The sequence below is a fragment of the Opitutaceae bacterium TAV5 genome (assembly GCA_000242935.3).
Lineage (GTDB): Bacteria > Verrucomicrobiota > Verrucomicrobiia > Opitutales > Opitutaceae > Geminisphaera.
In genome coordinates this window covers 316,622-336,786 of record CP007053.1, presented here as the reverse complement: position 1 = coordinate 336,786, position 20,165 = coordinate 316,622, and the positions used below count along the sequence as shown (strand labels likewise).

Annotated in this window: 20 protein-coding genes; 6 read left to right on the top strand and 14 right to left on the bottom strand. The window is 64.6% G+C overall.

The window, feature by feature from the left end; genetic code table 11:
- The first annotated feature begins 26 nt into the window (after positions 1–26).
- Positions 27–1,169: an XRE family transcriptional regulator gene (locus tag OPIT5_01870; protein AHF89187.1), complete on the top strand. Its 1,143-nt coding sequence runs from the start codon at positions 27–29 to the stop codon at positions 1,167–1,169.
- 231 nt (positions 1,170–1,400) lie between these two features.
- Positions 1,401–3,056, top strand: a complete 1,656-nt coding sequence (locus tag OPIT5_01865) for a Fis family transcriptional regulator (protein AHF89186.1) — start codon at positions 1,401–1,403, stop codon at positions 3,054–3,056.
- A gap of 5 nt (positions 3,057–3,061) precedes the next feature.
- Here OPIT5_01865 and OPIT5_01860 read toward each other — a convergent pair whose 3' ends face one another.
- From OPIT5_01860 to nifH, 7 genes are all read right to left on the bottom strand, one after another.
- Complete coding sequence (locus OPIT5_01860; GenBank protein AHF89185.1) at positions 3,062–3,763, bottom strand: Fe-only nitrogenase accessory protein AnfO; 702 nt, start codon at positions 3,761–3,763, stop codon at positions 3,062–3,064.
- 37 nt (positions 3,764–3,800) lie between these two features.
- The gene (locus tag OPIT5_01855) at positions 3,801–4,295 is read right to left on the bottom strand and encodes a 5-nitroimidazole antibiotic resistance protein (GenBank protein ID AHF89184.1); all 495 of its coding nucleotides are present in this window, start codon (positions 4,293–4,295) and stop codon (positions 3,801–3,803) included.
- 42 nt (positions 4,296–4,337) lie between these two features.
- On the bottom strand, positions 4,338–4,964 hold the full coding sequence (locus OPIT5_01850) for a hypothetical protein (protein ID AHF89183.1): 627 nt from the start codon (positions 4,962–4,964) through the stop codon (positions 4,338–4,340).
- Positions 4,965–5,135: 171 nt separating this feature from the next.
- Entirely contained in the window at positions 5,136–6,521 is a 1,386-nt protein-coding gene (locus tag OPIT5_01845) for a nitrogenase iron-iron protein beta chain (protein AHF89182.1), read from the bottom strand.
- Between the two features lie 16 nt (positions 6,522–6,537).
- On the bottom strand, positions 6,538–6,888 hold the full coding sequence (locus OPIT5_01840; protein ID AHF89181.1) for a nitrogenase iron-iron protein delta chain: 351 nt from the start codon (positions 6,886–6,888) through the stop codon (positions 6,538–6,540).
- Positions 6,889–6,902: 14 nt separating this feature from the next.
- The gene (locus tag OPIT5_01835) at positions 6,903–8,483 is read right to left on the bottom strand and encodes a nitrogenase iron-iron protein alpha chain (GenBank protein ID AHF89180.1); all 1,581 of its coding nucleotides are present in this window, start codon (positions 8,481–8,483) and stop codon (positions 6,903–6,905) included.
- A 274-nt stretch (positions 8,484–8,757) separates the two neighbouring features.
- Complete coding sequence (gene nifH / locus OPIT5_01830; GenBank protein AHF89179.1) at positions 8,758–9,582, bottom strand: nitrogenase reductase; 825 nt, start codon at positions 9,580–9,582, stop codon at positions 8,758–8,760.
- Positions 9,583–10,046: 464 nt separating this feature from the next.
- Between nifH and OPIT5_01825 the strand changes: the two genes are divergently transcribed.
- The 4 genes from OPIT5_01825 (at position 10,047) to OPIT5_01810 (ending at position 14,037) form a co-directional block, all read left to right on the top strand.
- Positions 10,047–10,856 carry a Dinitrogenase reductase ADP-ribosyltransferase (DRAT) gene (locus OPIT5_01825; protein ID AHF89178.1) on the top strand — a complete coding sequence of 270 codons (810 nt, stop codon included), beginning with the start codon at positions 10,047–10,049 and terminating at the stop codon, positions 10,854–10,856.
- 372 nt (positions 10,857–11,228) lie between these two features.
- Positions 11,229–12,560 (top strand): nitrogenase cofactor biosynthesis protein NifB, encoded by a 1,332-nt coding sequence (locus OPIT5_01820; GenBank protein AHF89177.1) that lies wholly within the window; start codon positions 11,229–11,231, stop codon positions 12,558–12,560.
- Between the two features lie 147 nt (positions 12,561–12,707).
- Entirely contained in the window at positions 12,708–12,878 is a 171-nt protein-coding gene (locus OPIT5_01815; protein ID AHF89176.1) for a 4Fe-4S ferredoxin, read from the top strand.
- 25 nt (positions 12,879–12,903) lie between these two features.
- Positions 12,904–14,037: a (R)-citramalate synthase gene (locus OPIT5_01810; GenBank protein AHF89175.1), complete on the top strand. Its 1,134-nt coding sequence runs from the start codon at positions 12,904–12,906 to the stop codon at positions 14,035–14,037.
- A 121-nt stretch (positions 14,038–14,158) separates the two neighbouring features.
- Here OPIT5_01810 and OPIT5_01805 read toward each other — a convergent pair whose 3' ends face one another.
- The 7 genes from OPIT5_01805 to OPIT5_01775 all read right to left on the bottom strand — a co-directional run bounded on the left by OPIT5_01805 (position 14,159) and on the right by OPIT5_01775 (position 20,152).
- A complete protein-coding gene (locus OPIT5_01805) occupies positions 14,159–14,368 on the bottom strand; it encodes a molybdenum-pterin-binding protein (protein ID AHF89174.1) in 210 nt (69 codons plus the stop codon).
- Positions 14,369–14,461: 93 nt separating this feature from the next.
- The gene (locus tag OPIT5_01800) at positions 14,462–15,418 is read right to left on the bottom strand and encodes a pyrophosphorylase (GenBank protein ID AHF89173.1); all 957 of its coding nucleotides are present in this window, start codon (positions 15,416–15,418) and stop codon (positions 14,462–14,464) included.
- A gap of 11 nt (positions 15,419–15,429) precedes the next feature.
- Positions 15,430–16,260, bottom strand: coding sequence for an ABC transporter (locus OPIT5_01795; GenBank protein ID AHF89172.1), 831 nt, complete (start codon positions 16,258–16,260; stop codon positions 15,430–15,432).
- Entirely contained in the window at positions 16,257–16,979 is a 723-nt protein-coding gene (locus OPIT5_01790; GenBank protein ID AHF89171.1) for a hypothetical protein, read from the bottom strand. Before OPIT5_01790 ends, OPIT5_01795 begins: the two co-directional genes overlap by 4 nt.
- A 109-nt stretch (positions 16,980–17,088) precedes the next feature.
- Positions 17,089–18,111: a hypothetical protein gene (locus OPIT5_01785; protein ID AHF89170.1), complete on the bottom strand. Its 1,023-nt coding sequence runs from the start codon at positions 18,109–18,111 to the stop codon at positions 17,089–17,091.
- Positions 18,108–18,995, bottom strand: coding sequence for an iron dicitrate transporter (locus OPIT5_01780; GenBank protein ID AHF89169.1), 888 nt, complete (start codon positions 18,993–18,995; stop codon positions 18,108–18,110). Before OPIT5_01780 ends, OPIT5_01785 begins: the two co-directional genes overlap by 4 nt.
- Positions 18,986–20,152: an ABC transporter permease gene (locus tag OPIT5_01775; protein AHF89168.1), complete on the bottom strand. Its 1,167-nt coding sequence runs from the start codon at positions 20,150–20,152 to the stop codon at positions 18,986–18,988. Before OPIT5_01775 ends, OPIT5_01780 begins: the two co-directional genes overlap by 10 nt.
- Positions 20,153–20,165: the final 13 nt, after the last annotated feature.

Sequence of the window (20,165 nt, the reverse complement as noted above, 5' to 3'; positions counted from 1 at the left end):
TAAGAAGCATGTGACATTCCCCGGTCATGAAAAATCCGGCGCAAGGCTTGGCTTTACCTGTGCATAAAATGGCCGAAAAACGGCGTGCGATCGGGATTTCCCAGGCGGAGCTGGCGCGCCGTTGCGGGGTGACCCGGCAGTTCATGAACCTGATGGAGAGCGGGCGCGTGCTGCCGAACGTGCAGGTGGCGCTGAAGCTGGCGGTGGAGCTGGGGTCGTCGGTGGAGGAGCTGTTCGGCGGCCGGGAGACGGAGGTGGTCGAGGAGGTGCCGGTGCGGTTGCCGGCGGAAAATATGCCGGCGGCGACGCGGATCAATCTGGCCTGGCTGGCGCGGCGCTGGGTGGGGCACCGGGCGGATACGGTGGCATCGCTGGGCGGCGGGTTTCACGAGGCGGATGCCCTGCTGGTGGAGACCGGCGCGGGATGGCGGGCGCGGGTGGGCCGGGGAAAGGCGCTGGCGGACATGGAGCACAACGTGGCTGTCGCCGGGTGCGATCCGGCGCTGGCATTGCTGGCGGCGGCGCGGATCGGCGCGGGATTGCCGGGACGGTGTTTCTGGGTCAACTGCGGGAGCGGGCGGGCGCTGGAGTTGCTGGCTGGCGGATGGGTGCATGTGGCGGGCTTGCATTCGGGTGATGGCCGCGAGGAGGAAAACCTGCGCGAGGTGGCCCGGCTCGATCCGGAGGGACGCTGGCAGGTAGTGAGGTTTACCCGCTGGGAACAGGGCTGGATGATGCGGCCCGGCGTGGGGAAAAATTTCGGCGGCGTGAGCCATCTCGGCTCGGGCAAGCTGCGGCTGGCAAACCGCGAACCGGGGTCGGGCAGCCGGAGCTGGATCGACGGACAACTGCGCGCGATGGGTCTGGCGGGGCCGGTGGTGCCGGGCTACGGACGGGAGTTCGAGAGCCACTGGGAATGCGCCCGCGCCCTGCTCCGCGGCGAGGCCGACGTGGCGACCGGGCCGCGTGCGGTGGCGGAGGTGGCGGGGCTGGAGTTTGTGCCGACGGGCGAAGTGGCGTTCGACCTCGTCGTGCCGCGGGCGCTGCTGGCTTTGCCCCGGGTGGCCGCGCTGCTCGACGGGATGCGCGCGCGGCGGCTGCGCGGCGAGATCGAAAGCCTGCCGGGGTACCGGGCGGGCCAGGCCGGATCGCTGGTGGACCGGGGGTAAGAGCAGGCCATATTATAAAGGCCATAAGTCCTGTTTTATCCGGCCTCCGCCGGGTGTTCCAAAAACATGCATTCCCGCTGTCTGGCATATTTGATGCTGGCTATCAAAATTGACAAAAGCGATTCACTGTCGCGTGACCGGCACAGGGGCGGACCGGAATCGTATTCCTTTTCCAAATGAAGTTTTGATTACCAAGGCCAATCCTTTCCGAAGATGCCGGCAATACCTGTCATGTGTGGCAACGAGCATGGGATCCCTGATGTGAACGAGTGCCATGAAGGCGTTTGCCGGCATAACGATCCCCGGGTGAAGGAGTGTCATGCCGGGGTTTGCCGGGGGAAGTTTGTGCCGTTGCTTTTCGAGATAGGGAGGGCCGTATCGAAGAAAAACGACCTCTCCCGGGCGCTCGACACGCTCCTCGATTACATGGGCAGGAACATGGGCATCAGGCGGGCCATGATCAATCTGCACCATCGGGAGAGCGGCCAGATTTTCATTCACAAGTCCATGGGGTTGACCGAGGCAGAGCAGGCCAGGGGCGTGTATTTCCCGGGCGAGGGCATCACCGGACAGGTTGTCGAGCTGGCCAAACCTCTCGTCGTGCCGCGCATCGGCTCCGAGCCGGCTTTCCTGAACCGGACCGGCATGTTGTCCGCGGAGGAAGAGCGTGACAGTGCCTTCATCTGCATACCGATCTTGCGGGGGAAAAAGGTGCTCGGGAGCATCAGCGCCATCCGGCGTTACGAGCACGAGGAATTGCTGCACAAGCATGTGGACGCCCTCGTGGTCGTTTCCGACATGCTGGCGCAGGCGGTCGAGCTTTATCTCATCGAAAATGTCGACAAGGTCCGCTGGGAACAGCGCCAGCGCGCACTCATCGGCGAGTTGAAGGAGCGTTACAAGCCGTCGAATATCATCGGCTCGTCGCGGGCCATGATGGAGGTGTTCGCCCTGTTGCACAAGGTGGCGCAGACCCGGACCACGGTGCTGCTGCTCGGGGAAAGCGGCGTGGGCAAGGAACTCATCGCAAATGCGATCCACTACGACGGCGCCAGTTCCGAAGGGCCGATGATCAGGTTCAACTGCGCCGCCCTCCCCGAGAGTATTCTCGAAAGCGAACTTTTCGGCCATGAGAAGGGGGCCTTCACCGGTGCGGAGCACACCCGCAAGGGACGTTTCGAGGAGGCGGACGGAGGGACGATTTTCCTCGACGAGGTCGGCGAATTGTCGCTCGCCGTCCAGGCGAAACTGTTGCGGGTATTGCAGGAAAGGTCCTTCGAGCGCGTGGGGGGCAACCGGACCGTGACGGTGAACATTCGCGTGGTGGCCGCCACCAACAAGGACCTGGCCGAGATGGTCGCGAGGGGAACTTTCCGGCAGGATCTTTATTTCCGGCTCAACGTATTCCCGTTGATGATACCGCCCCTGCGCGACCGCGGCAGCGACATCATCACCCTGGCGGAGCACTTCGTGGCACGGTTCGCCAGGGCGAACGGAAAAACAATCAACCGGATCACCACGCCGGTGATCAACATGCTCATGAATTATCACTGGCCGGGCAACGTCCGCGAACTGGAGAATGTCATCGAACGTGCGGTGATCCTGACCGAAGACGATGCCATCCACGGGTATCATCTGCCGCTCTCGTTGCAGGCGCCTGTCTTTTCCCGGGCTGATATTCCCAACGGCCTGGAGGCCAGGCTTGCGGCGATCGAATATGAAATGCTGACGGAGGCGCTGCGTCTGCATCACGGCAATACAAGCGAGGCGGCCCGGGAACTGGGCCTGACCCGCCGGACCATGGGCCTGCGCATGGCGAAATACAAACTCAGCTACCGGGCGTTTCGCCGGGGCGAAGCCGCGGCCCCGGCGCCGGTGGCGGGGTAGCCCGGTTACTCCATGCAGGAGCGTCTCCCGCCTCCGCAGCCGGAAAAACCGGAAGGCAACGCGTGGCGGTGCTCCGTGCTCCTCCCGGTCGCGGAGTCCGGATCCGGGGAAAGGGTGATTCTAACGCCGCTCGTCTCCCAATCCTCGCTGTCCGCCCGCAGGTGAAGACGTTCCAGTTCTTTCTCCATCCAGCGCGGGGTATGGTCGCACAAGACTTCCAGTTTCCGGAAGGCGCCCGCTTCCAGAAACGGGATCAGGACCTGCCGGGAGTTGAGGCTGGCATCGCTCCTCAGGACTTGCCTCAGGTTGAGGCGATAAAACCCGTCGCGGGGATCGCCCACCGGAACGGGCGCACGACTGGCACTCGTCGCGTTGTCTGCTTCCTCCTGCGTTTTCCCGGCGACCAGATCCAGTTGCTCCAGCACCGGCCCGGCGACCTGCCAGAGCCTGAAACCCATGCTGTCCAGAATGGCGCACGGCACGCCCCGGATTTCGTCCACGATGAAAATCCGGCAGTCCTCCAGTCGGGCGATCATGTGCGTGAACGCGGCCTGGAACTCCGCGAGGCCCGCGTCCCGACGTAGTTCGAGCGGGAATCCCGTCATGTTCACCCAGATCCCGGAGCGCCGCTTGTAAATACGGACCATGCCCCTGGCGTTGAAGCTGACCGCCTTTCCCTCCTCATCGACATACGCGGCGATTTTCATGGTGGACAATGATGCGGACGACGGGTGCCGGTCCCGGTCAAAAACCGTGCTTCTTGCCCTTGATGGACTCCAGATCGATGCGCACGACCGCGGTGAGGTCCAGGTTGGCCTTGGGGTACTCGAATTTCTTCGGCGAAAATTTGGCGACGATCATGTCGAGCGCCCTGATTTTTTCCGCTTCGTCGCTGACGAACGTCGCCTTCCCGAATCCGATCACGGTGCGATGGCGCGCTTCGAAGTCGCAGGCCATGTCGCTCGGTATGACGCCGTGGTCGATGGAGATTTCGATGCAGACGTTGTTGTTGCGCCTCAGAATCCCGACCTTCGTCCCTTTTTGTGACGAGTGAAAATAAAGCGAGGTGCCGTCATAGGCGAAAAACACCGGGACCAGAAACGGGATGTCGTTGTCGGAAAGGGCCAGATGCATCATCCTGGCCGAATTGATGATCTCGTCGATTTCGACGCGGTCGGTGATCTGGCGATCTTTCCGCCGCATGGCTCCATGGGGATGTCCTTCGGGCATGGTGTGCATAATTGTGTGTGTGTAAAAATGGATACAGAGGTTCGTTTGTTCTCAGGCCGCGGCCCCCGAAGCGCCGCCGCATTCGGCGCAGGATGTCACCGCATAAAAACTCCTGCCGGATTTTCCGCGCCGGGGGACGGGATACTCCGCCGGCTTCGACTCCGTTTGCCGCAGTTTTTCGATATACGAGGCGGGCAGTCCGTGTCCCACCGCTCCCTGAACGATAAAATCGAGGTATTCCCGGCTCGGTTTTTCCGGGGTTCCGAGGACGTCTTTCTTGTAAAGCAAAACCATGCGGGTCTCTCCGGCCGGATCCGTCACCTCGGCCGGATAATGGAAATAGGCGCCCGAGCCGTCCTGCCGTGCGTCCTGCCAGAGATCGAGCACCTCGCCATCCATGACCTCCAGTTTGTAGAGCACGCCCCAGGTGTCTTCCCCGGGCGCCGGAACGACGGTTTCCACGGCGCCGTCCCACACGCCCGAATACCCGTGAAACGCGACACGGTGGCCGGGCAGTCTCGCGATGGAAACCGCCACGGGTTTTATCCCTCGCAGGCGCAGTTGCTCTCCGTTCATGTTGGCGCCGTAGGCGAAATGGCAGAGATCGCCCAGTCTTCCGGAAAAGACGAAGCCGGTTGCGCCTCCGGGACGATCCGTCCGGACTGAAACTTCGATCATGTCATGCCTCCGTTCATTTCCAGAATCCTTGAGGAAGGTCTCCGGGGCTACGCACCCCGGAGACCGTACTTACCTTTTTACTACAGCAGGGACTCACTCCTTCTGTTCGCTGAAACGTCCCTGAAATCATGCCGGCGGCGGGGGGGGGGAGGGGGGGCCGCGCCGGAGTCGCTACCAGACGTTGAGGATCCACTCCTTGTTCTTCTTGTACTCCATGTCGGTGAACAGCGTGTTGGCCATGGCTTCGGCGAGCCATGTCGCCCCCGCGTAGCCGAAAACCGGATAGCGAAACAGGCCCGCACGATCGTAGGTGGGGAAGCCGACCCGCACCATCGGGATGTTGTATTCGATGGCGATAAACCGTCCCTTGGAGTGGCCGAGGATCAGGTCGAGCTCGAGGCCGTCCTTGATCCGGCTTTCCAGGTCCCACAAGTCGGCGTTCGTGATGATCTCCATCTCGTGATCGACATTGTCCCGGAGCGCCTGGAGCCGGGGATCGTCTCCGTAGAATGCGTTGTCGTCGCCGAGCAGCACCAGCACGGGCTTCATTTCCAGATCCAGGCAAAACTCGGTCAGGCCGATGACCAGGTCCGGATTCCCGTAGATGGCCACCCGTTTTTCGGCGAGGAACATGTGGGTGACGTCGGTCAGGGCGTCGATGGCGATGCCCCGTTCGCGGACGAGGGATTCGGGGATCGGCTTCCCGGTCATTTTCTTCAGGTTTTGCAGGAACGTATCCGTGTTGCGGATGCCGATCGGAGTCGGCCCGATGATCGCCGGGATCCCGAACTCGCTCTCCAGATAGCGGGCGGCTTTCCCGACCTCGTACCGGTTGAGCGCGATCGTGCCCGAGGCGTCGGCCAGGCTCCTCATGTCCTCGATCGTCGTGGTGCCGTGGGAAACATGGTTCCCGTCGGGCATCAGCGGAGAATCGAAGGTCTCGATCTCGAACAGCACGGTCGCGTCGATCTGCATCTCCGACAAGAGATGTTTGAGCGCGGTCACGTCGCCGGGATTCACCCAGCCGGTGAGCAGGTTGATCTTGCCGTTGGGCTGGTCTTTTTTGGCGAAGTAGGTGACGAAATCCCGCACCGCGACATCGTAGCCGCTCACCATGCTGCCGACAAAACTCGGCGTATGAATGGGGATGAGATGCACTTCGCGGCCAGCGTATTTTTCCTTCAGCAGCCCCCGGTTGAGCTTCGTGACGACACCGTCGATGTCATCGCCGATCACCTCCGTCGAACACGTCGAGATGATCGGGACGACCTTCACGTGCGGATACCGCATCAGGAGCACATCGACCGCCTCCTCCACGCGTTTGACGGCGCCGAAAACCGCGCCCTCCTCGTGGACCGAGGAAGACGCCAGTTCGAAGCTCTCCTTGAAATGCTGGGAGAACATGAGGCGGACAAACATCACGCATCCCTGCCCCCCGTGCACGATTCCGATGCAGTCTTTTATTCCGATGCTGGCATACTGCGCGCCGGCGGGCTGGCAGGTGAAGATCGGATTGATGACGCCGGCCCGTTCCTTCGGTTTTAATTCGCAAAGCATAAATGATGATGTCCTGTCAGTAGTGTTGGTCGGTGAGCTCCAGGTTGAGGGAGCCCGTGATGGTCAGGAAATCCAGGCGTTCGTGGACGGCCTTCATGAGGGTCCTGATCTCCTCCTTGCCCAGGGCGTTCATCCACGGATAGCGGCTCTTGTAAGCTTCCGCCAGGCAGACGGCGTCCACCCAGTAGCACCGGTCGGCCGGAGTATCGAGCGTGACGGGCTCCTCGCACAATAGCTGCGTGGTTTTGCTCAGGATGCCTTCGTTCTGGTCCTTCCGGTCCCAAGCCCGGGAATGGAACTGCCAGAGGCATTTTTTCATGATGTAGTCCACGAGCTGTTCGGTCCTGTCCTTGATAAGGTCGTCCATAAGGTGGTTTCCTTTCACGCGACGCCGGCGGCTTCCGGTTCGGGTTTCGCCTTGGGCAGGAACGCAGGGTAGGTTTTCCCCCGCAGCGGAGTGACGCAGTCGTATTTGCCCGTGTATTGCCGCAGGGTCGTCGAGGAACGGACCTCCTCGCTCAGGTTCGCGTCGGAGAGCATCCGCCGGGTGACGAAACCCTTGTCGGTCGGTATCTCGTCCTTGCTGATGTCGAGGAAGGCGAGTTTGTGAATCGGCGAATAGATGGCGTTGTAGATATCGCGGGCGAAGCGGACCCAGCCCTCGAAGCCTTTGTAGGGGCCGTTGTGATACGCGTGGGCGTTGAGGTACGGGACGCGGATTTTTTTGGCGACCTCGCCCGGGCGCTTGCCGGTAAAGATGACGTCGGGCTTCAGCATCTCCAGGGCCTCCTGGCCTTCGAGCTCGTTGGGATCGTCGATCGCGAGCGCGCCCTCCTCGCATCGGGCGATGCCTTTTTCCATATCCCCCTGATGGCCGAATTTCGTATAGACCGAGACGACCTCGACGCCCATCTCCTCGTGAATGACGTGCGCCCAGTGCCAGAGCTTGGAACCGCCCGGCCAGAGGCAGACCTTTTTCCCTTTCAGGCGCTCCCTGTACCAGTCGAGCTCGGGTTTCCACCGCGCGGTCTCCTCGTCGATGATGGCCTGCGCCCGCTCCTCGATGCCGAAGAACATGGCGACCTTCCGGAGCGAGGCGGAGAGCGGCTCGAAACCGAAACCGTCGATATCGAGGCGGGGGATGCCGTAGCGTTTGCGCAGCTCGTTGCAGATGTATTCGGCGGACCGCGCGCATTCCAGCACGTTCAGATGCGCACGGTGCATGGACCGGAGCTCATCATAGGAGCCGTTTCCGGTGAAGGTGGACAGGACCTGGATGCCCATCCGCTTGAAGTAATCGAGCATCACTTCCTGGTCGCCCTGGATATTGTATTCGCCCACGTAGTTGATGACATAGTCGCTGGTGATTTTCGGTTCGATGTTTCCAACCTTCTGGTTGATCCAGGCGATGTTGATCTTGTGGTGACCTCCCGACTGGCTCGGGCCGCCGAAGCCGGGGGAATTGCAGACAAAGATGTCCACGTCGGGCATTTCATCCATCACTTCCTGGGCGACTGCGGCCATGTCGTCGCCGATCAGGGCCGAGGCGCAGGTCTGGTAGAGAGTCATGCGCTTGACGTCCGGGAAGGCTTTGAACGCCTCGATGATGTTCTGCTTGAGCAGCTTCTCGGCGCCGAAGATGACGTGCTTCTCCTTCATGTCGGAGGCGAAGGTGTACTCGATCTGGAAGTTCTTGTTGTCGCTGATATAGCGTTTGGTTTGCCAGGTGTCGTAGGTGCATCCCACCGGTCCGTGACTGAGGTGGATGACGTCCTTCATGGGCGTGCCGATCACGTGCTTGGCGCCGCAGTAGGCGCAGCCGCGCTCCGAGATCGTGCCGGGGATCGTGCTCAGGTAGCCGAGCGGAAGCGCCATCGTCAGGTCCTCGCCCGGACCCTTGATGACGGCGTGCTTCTTGCGCTCGGGGATGCATTTGCTGCAATTGAATTCATGATATGGCATGGTTCTTTCTCCTTTTTTTGATTATATAAACGATGATCGCTGCGCCGGGCCTGCGCGGTTCGCATGCGCAGGGAGCCGCCGGCCGGGCGCACAGGCGGGTTATGTGGCTCCGGTCCGTCCGCCCTCTGCGGGTCTTTTGGGACGTTCTGACAATTCATTTTTTAACCACTAATTGACGCTAATTGACGCTAATCCGATCCGAAGTAATTCACTGTTTATCGGATTTATATATTTTCAATTAGTGGCCATTAGTGAGCATTAGTGGTTAACTTTCTCAGTCGCCGAGACCGTATTTGACCACCATTTTTTCGAGTTCGTCCATGGTGAGCGGCTTGGGGATAACAAAGTTCTTGTTTTCGATGATCTTGCGGGCCAGCTCGCTGTATTCGTTCGCCTGGTTGTCCGAGGGATCGTACTCGGTGACGGTCTTTTTGTTGAACTCGGCCCTTTGCACGACGTTGTCGCGAGGCACGAAGTGAATCATATGAGTGCCGATCGCGGCGGTGAACTCGTCGATGAATTCCCTTTCCCTGTCCACCTTGCGGCTGTTGCAGATGATGCCGCCCAGGCGCACGCCGCTCTGCTTCGCGAACTTGAGAAGTCCCTTGCAGATGTTGTTCGCGGCATAGACAGCCATCATCTCCCCGGATGCCACGATATAGACTTCCTGCGCCTTGCCGTCGCGGATGGGCATGGCGAAACCGCCGCATACGACGTCGCCGAGGACATCGTAGAAGACGAAGTCGAGGTCGGGAGTGTAGGCACCGTTGGTTTCCATCAGGTCGATCGCGGTAATGACTCCGCGTCCCGCGCACCCGACTCCCGGCTCGGGGCCGCCCGATTCCACGCAATGGATGTCCTTGAAACCGACCTTGATCACCTTCTCGTTGGTGACCTTTTCCGCCCCCTGCTCGCGCAACACATCCATGAGTGTCTCCTGGGGCTTGCCTCCGAGAATGAGACGGGTCGAATCCGCCTTGGGATCACACCCGTGAATAAAAATCTTCTTATTGTGGAAATGGGCCATGGCGGCCGCTGTATTCTGGGTGGTCGTCGATTTGCCGATACCGCCCTTTCCGTAGATTGCTATCTTTCGCATCGTGATAAGCCTGCTTTTGATTATTGGTCGTCGATTCCGTAATGAAATCGTCCTGTCGGGAATTTCATTTAGCAATGGGCGTGCCAACTGATAGTATAGCGGTCTTCATGCGGCGCCAGATTTTAATATTTCATCGCCGTCCGCCGTTTTTTACCTATTTGTACTTTCTGTTATATACAAATGCGTACACATCTTCCGAAATAGTTCCTTTTCGTATATTCCGCGTGCTGGCCCTGTCCGCGTCGCCCGGCGGCTTTGTTACGGAAACGCACATTTCCGCGCGCCGGTGTTCCGGATCGTATATTCTCCCGAACACCGGGGCGGGCCGGAGGAAAACAGGCCCCCGGTTTCCCTGAAGCAGCGGTCATGATTACGTCAAGGTACGTTTCTGTGTGAAAGGCCGGCATGTTTCGGCTTCAGTTCTGCCTTCGGCCGGGTTTGATCCGGGTATCCCTTTTTCCACCGTGCAGCCTGCCCCTCTTCCGACGCTTCCCTCTCTTTTCAATCACTGCAACTTCTCGCCGTGGGCGATTTCCTCGTGGGAGTTTCAAGACGATCCGCAGCCGCTCGAGCTCGGTCACCTGCGGCTTACCGACCGCCGTCTTTGGGAGCGGCTCGACGGCATCGACGATCCGGCCGAGCGCGGGCGTGTCTTTCACGATTACGTGTCGGTCAAGTTCCGGCTGCACGAGTGGCAGGAGTTCTCCGGCCCTGCGCAGCGTTGCCTCCGGTCCAGTTACCTCGCGTCGCTGCGCAACTGGGGCGTGGACAGCAACAGCCCGTCCGGCGCCGCGCTCAAGGCCTGGGTCGAAAGCCGCTTCGGCTTGCGCGCCACCTGGCACCACGGCCGTCTGGCGACAGATCCGGCGGCCCGCGAACGCTACGCGCTCGATCGCATGAAGGGAGCCGCGCAGACGCCCAGCCTTTTCATGCAACTCGACCTGCTCTACACGTTTTGCCAGGCCGAGCTCGCCCGCCGCCATCCCGGCGAGCGCTGGCTCACTCTCTACCGGGGCACCCACGATCCCGACGAATACACCATCAGCGCCGCGCCTCCCCGTGAAGGCCGCCTGCTCGTCGAGCTGAACAACCTCAGCTCCTTTTCCTCCGACCGCGAAGTCGCCTGGGAATTCGGCCACTTCGTATGGGAAACCGCGGTGCCCCTCTCCAAGATCGTTTTTTTCAGCGGCCTGCTCCCGCCCCCGATCCTGCAAGCCGAATCCGAATGCCTGGTCCTTGGCGGTGAATACCACGTGCGCCGCCTCCGCAGCTGATTCCGGCAATGGACAAAAAAGCGCATCCGCAGAGGCCCGCCTGGCTTTGCTGATCATTTTTGACCAGCGCGCCGAAAAAATCCATCCGCCGGGGCGACGGGAGGCTTCCGGTTCGCGATTTCGTATCCGGTTCCCGGTGACCGATCCAATATCGGCCCGCATTTGTCTTCCGCCGCATGATGGCACGGCGCCTGCTTGCCCTGCATCTGCCGGCCGCAAGCCGGCCACATGATCGCCTTGGCTGCAGGGGTATCTTCCGTGAAAGGAGGATGAGCGACCCTGTCCTGGTGAAAATCCGACGCACCGCCGGGGCGCCCGTCCGCCTCCGGGCCGGCGCATCCGCAGGCCGCAGCCATCTGTACTCTCAGGATCATGACAAACGAACCAGACATCACGCCCGCGGGCTCCCTCACCGGGCCCGCCGCGGTTGCCCTCGATTTCGGCAAACACCCCTGCTTCAACAAGTCCTCACACCACACTCACGGCCGCATCCATCTGCCCGTCGCCCCGCGCTGCAACCTCCAGTGCAACTTCTGCAACCGGAAGTTCGACTGCATGAACGAGAGCCGGCCCGGCGTCACCAGCGCCGTCCTCACCCCCGCGCAGGCCGCCGACTACCTCGACGCCACGCTCAGGCGCGTGCCCAACCTCGCCGTCACCGGCATCGCCGGCCCCGGCGACCCGTTCGCCAACGCCGTCGAGACCATGGCCACGCTCGCCGCCGTCCGCCGCCGCCATCCCGACATGATCCTCTGCCTGGCCACCAACGGCCTCGGCCTCGCCCCCCACATCGACAACCTCGCCGCCCTCCAGGTCAGCCACGTCACCCTCACCGTCAACGCCGTCGATCCCGCCATCGGCGCGAAAATCTACGCCTGGGTCAGGGGCAACCACCGCCCTCTGCGCGGAGTCGATGCCGCCCGGCTTCTCCTCGACTGCCAGCTCTCGGCCATCCAGCGGCTCAAGGAGGCCGGCATCGTCGTCAAGATCAACACCATCATCATCCCCGGCATCAACGACCGGCACATCGAGGAGGTCGCCCGCCAGATGGCCGCGCTGAAGGTGGACATCATGAACTGCATGGCCTTCCTTCCTGTCGGCGGCGCCGAGTTCGAGGCCATTCCGCCGCCGGATGCCGCCCTCGTCGCCGGCACCCGCCTGCGCGCCGGCCGCCACGTCCCGCAGATGACGCACTGCGCCCGCTGCCGCGCCGATGCCGTCGGCCGTATCGACGAGCCCATGACGCCCGAGGACCATGCCGTCCTTCTCGCATTTTCTCGCCCCGCCAGCGCCCGCGACCTCGCCCGTCGCCCCTGCGTCGCCGTGGCCTCGCAGGAAGGCATGCTCGTCAACCAGCACCTCGGCGAGGCCGCCCGCGTCCTCATCTTCCGGCAGGACGCCGGGACGCCCTCCGGCTTCAGATTTGTCGAAGTCCGCCGCACGCCTCCGCCCGGCGCCGGTCCCGCCCGGTGGGGCGACCTCGCCGCGCTCCTGCACGACTGCCGCGCCTTTCTCGTCTCCGCCGCCGGCCCGCAACCCAGGCGCGCCCTCGAGGGGCAGGGCATCCGCATCGTCGAGATGGAGGGCATGATCGAAGAGGGCCTCGCCTCCGTCTTCAACGACCAACCGCTCCCCGCCTCGCTCGCCCGCCGGTTCACCACCTGCGGCGCCGACTGCAAGGGCTCCGGCTCCGGTTGCGCCTGAGGGCCCGGCTGCGCCGGGAGTAGTTGGAATTTTGTAGTTGGAATTTAGTGATAATCCGACTCGCCCCTTCTTCCAGCCGCCGCCCGCCAGCCACCAACTTCAAACCACCAACTACAAACTACAAACTTCAAACTGCCAACATCCACCATGTCTTACGAAATCACGTCCGAAAAATGCGTCGCCTGCGGCGCCTGCAAGGGCGACTGCCCGGAGGGAGCCATCGTCTCCGGCGCGCCCTACCGCATCGATCCCGCCAAATGCATCGACTGCGGCGCCTGCGCCGATGCCTGTCCCGAAAACGCCGTGCATCCGGGCTGACCCGCCGGCCACGTCATCCGCTCACATGCACCTCATCGACACCACACTCCGCGACGGCGAACAGGCAGCCGGCGTCATTTTCAGCCGCGACGACAAGGTCGCGATTGCCCGCGCCCTCGTCGACGCGCGCCTGTCCGAACTCGAGGTGGGCATCCCTGCCGGCGGCTCCGGCGCGATCGACGACATCAATGCTGTCGCCGACGCCGTCGCCGGACGCGCCCGGGTCATCACCTGGTGCCGGGCCCTGCCCGCGGACATCGCGCTTGCCCGCGCCTGCCGCGTCTGCGGCGTGCATATCTCGTTTCCCGTATCCGAAATCCACATGCGCATCTGGGGAACGACTCCGGACGGGGTGCTTGCCACGCTCGGAGAGCTCGTCTCCGCCGCCCGCGAACAGTTTGACCAGGTAACAGTCGGTGCCCAGGACGCGTCCCGGGCCGATCCCGGTTTTCTGGCTGAATTTGCCGCCGCCGCGGCCCGGACCCCGGCCGTCCGCCTGCGTCTTGCCGATACCGTCGGTTTTCTCTCTCCCGTCCGCACGGCGGACCTTGTCTCGCATCTGCGCCGCGCCGCCCCTGCGCTGCCGCTGGAGATGCACGCGCACAACGACCTCGGCCTTGCCACTGCCAACACGCTGGCGGCCTTTGCCGCCGGCGCCTCCGCCGCCAGCCTCACGGTCAACGGTCTCGGCGAACGCGCCGGCAATGCCGCCCTCGAGGAAGTCGTCATGGCGCTCCTCGTCGCGGAAGGCATTGACTGCGGCATCGACACCGCCCGCTTCGCCGGGCTTTCCGCCCTTGTCGGCCGAGCCTCCGGTCGCCCCGTTCCCGCGCAGAAGCCGATCGTCGGCGACGCCGTTTTTCTCCACGAGTCCGGCATTCATTGCGCCGGCCTGCTGCGCGACCGGCGTAGCTACGAACCCTTTGATCCCGCCGCAGTGGGGCGGACGCCCTCCGGGTTTGTGCTGGGCGCGCACACCGGAGCAGCCGCCGTGGCCGCCGCTCTCGAAGCCTGCGGCGCCACGCTCACCCGGACGGAAGCCCGCGCTCTTGCCGGCCGGGTGCGGTCCCGCGCCCGCGACCGGGGGGCGCCGCTGACCTCCGGAGAGGTTCTCGCCCTCTTCGAAGCCACCGTAGCCGGTCCGCCCGCTGCCGCCTGAGTCTCCCGTTTCGCAGGAGGCGGAAGCGGTGGCGAGGGCGTTTGCCCGGCAGGGGAAATCGGGCGGCCTGAAGGTGTCGCTCCGTTATACGCCGGACACCATCCGGTTGCTCCCGCACGGATCAGTCCACGCCGAGAATGACGTTGGGGGCCTTGATGATGGCCCAGGCGGCGGAGCCTTTCTTGAGTTTCAGGTCGATGACGGCATCGGCGGTGACGGTGGAGGTGAGCCGGATGCCGGGGGCGATCTCGATGACGACGAGGCTGCTGATCGGCCCTTTTTTGATGGAGACGATCTTGCCGGGGATGACATTGCGGGCGCTGAGTTTCATGTGATGTGGTCTGGTGGTGGTTGATGTGCGACGGGCAACCGGCCCGTCGTTTCCGGAAACCGTCTCCGGAAAAGGTGAGGCCTGACCGGTGGCTCAAGCATGAGATGTGCCGGGCAAGGGCTGAATCGTGACGCGGATGTCGGCGGGCGGGGCGCTGAACATCGACGAGGTGACGAGGGCATCGACGCCGGTGGCGGCATGGGCGGCGGCGTTGGCGGCATTGATGCCGCCGGCGGCGAGGATGAGCAGGCCCGGATGCGCGGCGCGGAGGGCGGCCACGGCTTCGGCGAGCGCGGGAGGCGGGAGTTTGTCGAACTGCACGCCGTCGGCGCCGGCGTCGGCCCAGCGGCGGGCTTCTTCGGGAGTGTCGGCCTCGACGATGAACTTTTTCTCGCAGGCCCGCGCCTTCAGTTCGGGTATTTTCGAGGCGAATACGGTATCGGAGGGGAAAAAGGCGCGGTGCTGGGCAAAAACGAGCAGCGTTTCGGAGAGACCGAGACGGTGGGGCACGCCGCCGCCGGCGAGCACTGCCTTGATGGCGAGTTCACGCGTGCCGGGAAAACCCTTGCGGGTGGCGGCCACGCTGATGTGCCGGCCGGATGGAGCGGCAGCGCGGGCGGTTTCCACAAGCTGACGGGTGCGCGTGGCGATGCCGGAGGCGTGTTCGAGGATGTTGGCGCAGACTTTCCACGCGATGTGCAGCGCTCCGGCCGGGCCGGTAGCCGCGAGGAGCAGGTCGCCCGGCGCGGCGGCCGCGCCCGAGGGGAGAGCGAAATCCAGTTTGGCGTTCAGGGTTTGGAGTTCAGGGCTTGAGAGAGCAGCCTGGTACAACTCCAGACTCGAAACCCTGAACTCCAGACTACCGGCGCCGTCTGCGGCGGCGAGGATGCGCGCCGCTTCCTCGGTCCCGCAGACGACGACGGGCTGGCGGGTGTGGAAGGCGATGCGGGCGGCCTCCGGGCCGAGCCCGAGGGTGTGCGTGGTGAGGTCGAGATAAGGGGCGTCCTCGCGGAGCCAGCGGTCGAGGGTGTCGTCGGGAATGTGATACATGGCGGTTGTCTTCAGGATGTGGTGAAAAAAAGCGGGTCATCGATGCGCTGGCCGGTGCGGAGGCGTTCGCGGAGGGCGGCAAACTGGCGGTCGAGGGCGGTGAGGCGGCGGAGGTTTTCCTTTTCGGCGGGAGAGGATTCGATCACGTCGGCCACGGCGCCGTGGCGGATGACGAGGCGGCGCGCGCCGGAAAGCGCGAGCAGCGGGTCGTGGGTGGAGAGGAGCACGATCTTGCCCTGGTCGGCGAAGAGACCGAGGGCGCGGGTGCGGTCCACGCCGGCGTTTTCGATTTCGTCGATCAACACGACCGGCATGGGGCTGAGAAAGGCGGCGTCGGCGATCATGAGCGCGCGGGACTGGCCGCCGCTGAGCTGGGTGAGCGGGGTGTCGGGGCCGAAAGGTTCGCCGGCCATGCCGACGGCGGCAGCGAGCACACGGCGGACGGCGGCCTCGGTCGCGTCGGCGGGCAAGGCGCGGCTGCCGGCGTGCAGGCGCAGGAAGTCGGCGACGGCGAGGTCCATGACGAAATTCATGTTTTGCGTGATCTGCGCGACCATGCGGCCTTCGCCGGTAAAGCGGGATTCGGGGGCGGGCGCGGCGCCATCGATACGAACGACACGGCCGGTGGGCGTGTCGCCCTGGGCGAGGCATTCGATGTCGGCGAGGAGGCGGCTCTTGCCCGCCCCGGTGGGGCCGACGAGGCAGATGACGTCGCCGGGAACGAAACGGAGGTGAAAGCGCTCGGGCCTGCCGGACTTGTCGCGGCCGGGGAGGATTTCGAGGCAGCGCAGGGGAGCGGGCGGCGAGACGTCAGGGGCGGGACCGGCGGCGGTGTCGATCATCGGGAGGCAGGGGTGGCGGAGGCGGACTGGTCGTCGATCTCGATCTTGCGGACGATGCCATGCTGGAACTCCTCGCCGATGCGTGTCTCGCCGAGGCAGCACGAGCAGACGGCGGCGGGCACGGAAAAACGCAGGCGGCTGCCGGTGAGCGGGGCGTTGTCGGGCGCTTCGGTCTGCCAGAGGCGGCTCACCTCCCAGGCGCCCTGGCCGGTGATGCCGTTGACAAAAAGGAGGCGGGCGCGGGGCGCGGCCTGGCGTATCCGATATGAAAATACTTCGCGCTCGGCCTGGCTGACGATGTCGCCCTTGGTGACGAGGACGAGGTCGGCGGTGCGGAGCATGGGGCCGACCTTGCGCGGGGTGTCCACGCCGGCGAGGTTGTCGAGCACGCAGACGGCGTAGTGGCCGCGGATGTGGGGAGCGCAGCGGTTGCACAGGCCGGCGCTCTCGCTGACGAGAAGGTCGAGCGCCTGCCGGCGTCCCCAGGCGGCGCAGTCCTCGATGTTGGTCAGGAAAAAGTGGTCGGGGCAGAAGTTGGCGGAGAGGCCGGTGAGAACGGGGTAACCGGCGGAGCGGAAGAGGTCGCCGTCGTGGCCGGCGAGACAGTCGAACTTGACGACGCCGGGGTGAAGGCCGTCGTCGCGCAGCCAGCGCAGGGCCTTCAGGATGACGGAGGTTTTTCCCGAGGAGGGAGGGCCGGCGACAGTGATGAGGCGCATGGGAGATGGAAACCGGAAGTTTGAAGTTGGAATTTTGAAGTTGGAAGTTGGGGTTGGCGAGAGGAGGTCCGGTGACAAAATTCAAACTTCGAACTTCAAACTTCCGCCTTCATATCCTCCCTTTCATGAAGGCCTCATTGAGGGGCACGCGGAGGGTGGCGAGATCGTGATTGCGGACAAACTCCCAGCCGGGCCAGCGGAGTTTGCCGGGGAGGTCGGGCGCGCCGGGCGTGGCGGGGGGGAAGCCGACGCGGGCGAGGAGCGCGGGCCATTCGCCGCGCGTGAGGAAGTCGAGGACGTGCTGTGCGGGCGGGCGGCGGTCGGGCCGGGCGAAGAGGTAGAGGGGATTGGCGTACGCGCCCTCGACCGGCCAGACGAGTGCGGTGCGTTCACGGCGGGGGGCGCTTTTGGCGAAAAACCACGGGAGCACGTAGAGCGCCGCGCCGTCGGGATCGCCGGAGCCGGCGGCCTTGGCCATGCGCGAGGGATGGCAGAAATCGCGGACATTGGCGCCGAGGGCGGCGAGGCCGGCTTCGCCGTGGTCGCGGTAGAGGTTGAAGAGAAGGACTTCGTGAATGTCGCCGGCCTCGCCGTTGATGACGACGTCGCCACGGTAGCGGGGGTGGAGAAGATCGGCCCAGCCGGAGGGCAGGGGGCGGGAGCCGAGTTTTTCGAGATCGGCAAGGATGACGTAGGGGAAAACCGCATACACATGGTGAATGCCGGCGGGATCGGCAAAACCGGCGTCGCGAAACGCGTCGCGGACGGGCAGGGCGGGGGAGAGCGGGGTGTAGACGCCGGCGTCGAGGGCGCGGGAGACGAAGGCGGGCCGGAGCAGGTCTTCGAGACCGAGATCGGAGACGATGCCGGGAAACCGGGCCGGGTCGCCGTCCTGCCAGAGGTTGTCGTAGACGTTTTCCTCGTGGCAGCCGGAGGGGACGTACCAGACGGGGTCGAGGCCGGCGCGGCGGAAGGAGGCGTGGAGGCGCTTGCGCATTTCGGAGCGGACGGGGCAGGGGGCGTAGCCGAGGTAGTCGAGGGCGCGGCGAAGGCCGGTTTCCGTTTCGGGGAAAACGGGTTCGTCGTCGAGGAGGGCTCCGGCCTCGTCGGGGAGCGTGGCGGTGGCGTTCATTCGCGGTTGTTGTTTCGGTTGTTGGCTAACCGGGAATGAGCCTGATCCGGGCCAGGAACGGGGCCGGTTTTTGTGAAGTGTTGCGCATCTGTTGCTCCGGCGGGGCCGGGGGACATCCGGGAGTCGCGAAGGAAACCGGCGAGGCGGCCGGGCGGAATGTCATAGAGGGAGGCGAGCGCGGACGGGTTGAGGAGGTCGCGGGGCCGGCCTTGCGCGAGGATGCGGCCGTCGCGGAGCAGGATGACCTCGTCGGCGGAGGCGAGGGCGTGCTCGGGGGTGTGCGTGGTTTGCAGGATGGCCTTGCCGAATGTGCGGGCGAGGTCGGCGATGAGGTGGAGGAGGTGGATCTGGTTGCCGTAGTCGAGTCCGGTGACGGGTTCGTCCATGACGAGCACCGGCGATTCCTGGGCGAGGGCGCGGGCGATGAGCACGAGCTGGCGTTCGCCGCCGCTGAGCGTGGAAAACACGCGGTCGGCGAGGCCGGCGGCGCCGAGGCGGCAGAGGGCGGCGCGGGCGGCGTCATGGTCGGCGGCGGTGTTGCGCGCGAAGGGGTGGCGCTGGCGGAAAACGCGGGCCATGAGAACGACATCGAGCGCGGTCCAGGCGAAGCCGACCGAGGCGTGCTGGGGGACGGAGGCCACTTCTTCCGCAATGGCGGACCGGGTCATGCGGGCGGTGGACCGGCCGGAGAAAAAGACGTGCCCGCGGTGCGGACGATGCAGGCCGAGGAGAATGCGGAGAAGGGTGCTCTTGCCGCTGCCGTTGGGGCCGAGCAGCGCGACCACACGGCCGGGACGGAGGCGGAGCGAAACATCGTGGAGCACGGGGCGGCCGGGGTAGCCGAAATGGATGCCGGAGGCCTCGAGGAGCGGAGTCATGCCCAGCCTTTCCGCACGCGGCCGAGCACGAGCACGAAGGCGACGACGCCGAGGAGCGCGGTGACGATGCCCACCGGCACCTCGATGCGGAAGGCGGTGCGGGCAAACGTATCCACAATGATGAGAAAGGAGGCGCCGAGCAGCGCGCTGGCGGGGAGCAGCCGGCGGTTGTCGGGGCCGGCGAGAAGGCGGGCGACGTGCGGCACGATGAGGCCGATCCAGCCGATCTCGCCGCCGAGCACGACCGTCAGCGAACCGAGCAGGGTGGCGAGCAGGATGGCCAGCAGGCGCACGCGGCCGGCGTGGATGCCGAGGGCGCGGGCGGCGTCGTCGCCGAGGCTGAGGACGTTGAGGCGGCCGCCGAGCGAGAGCAGGAGGAGCATGGCGGCGAGCATCGGCCACGCCACGCGGCGGAGCGTGGTCCATTCGCTGGCGGCGAGCGACCCCATCAGCCAGTAGACGATGGAGGGGAGTTTGTCGTAGGGATCGGCCGTGTACTTGACGATGGCGAGCAGGGCGGAAAACAGGGCGGCGGCGACGATGCCGCCGAGGATGAGCAGCAGCATGGGATCGGAGGCGCGGCGGAAGGCGGTGGCGATGCCGAGCGCCACGCCGACGGCGGCGAAGCCGAAGACGAAGGTTGTCAGTTGCACGACGATCCAGCTCTCGCTGATGACCATGCCGAGGGCCGCGCCGAAGCAGGAACCGGCGAGCACGCCGCAAAGATTGGGCGAGGCGAGCGGATTGGCGAACATGGCCTGGTACGACGCGCCGGCCACGGCGAGCGAGGAACCCACGAGCGCGGCGGCGGCGATGCGCGGCAGGCGGAGTTGGAAAAAGATGTTGGCCCAGCGGTCGGCGTCGGCCGCCGGGGCGCGGCCGGCGAGCAGGGCGACGAGTTCGCCCCAGCCGATGCCGTAGCGCCCGGCGCCGAGCGCCAGAAACACAGTGCACACCAGCACCGGCACGAGGATCGCGAGCGGATGCCATGCGCGGGCCGGGGACTCCGGCCGAGGCGTCGCGCGCGCGGGCGTACCGGGAGGGACGGTTTCCCTGTTTTTGAACAGAAGATTACGAAGGGAACGAAGATGCTTCTGGCATGCTCCCCTCTTGCCTGTATCCGGACTTCTTCCGGTTCGGGAAACACTTCGTACGCGGGTCACCGGACGTCCTCCA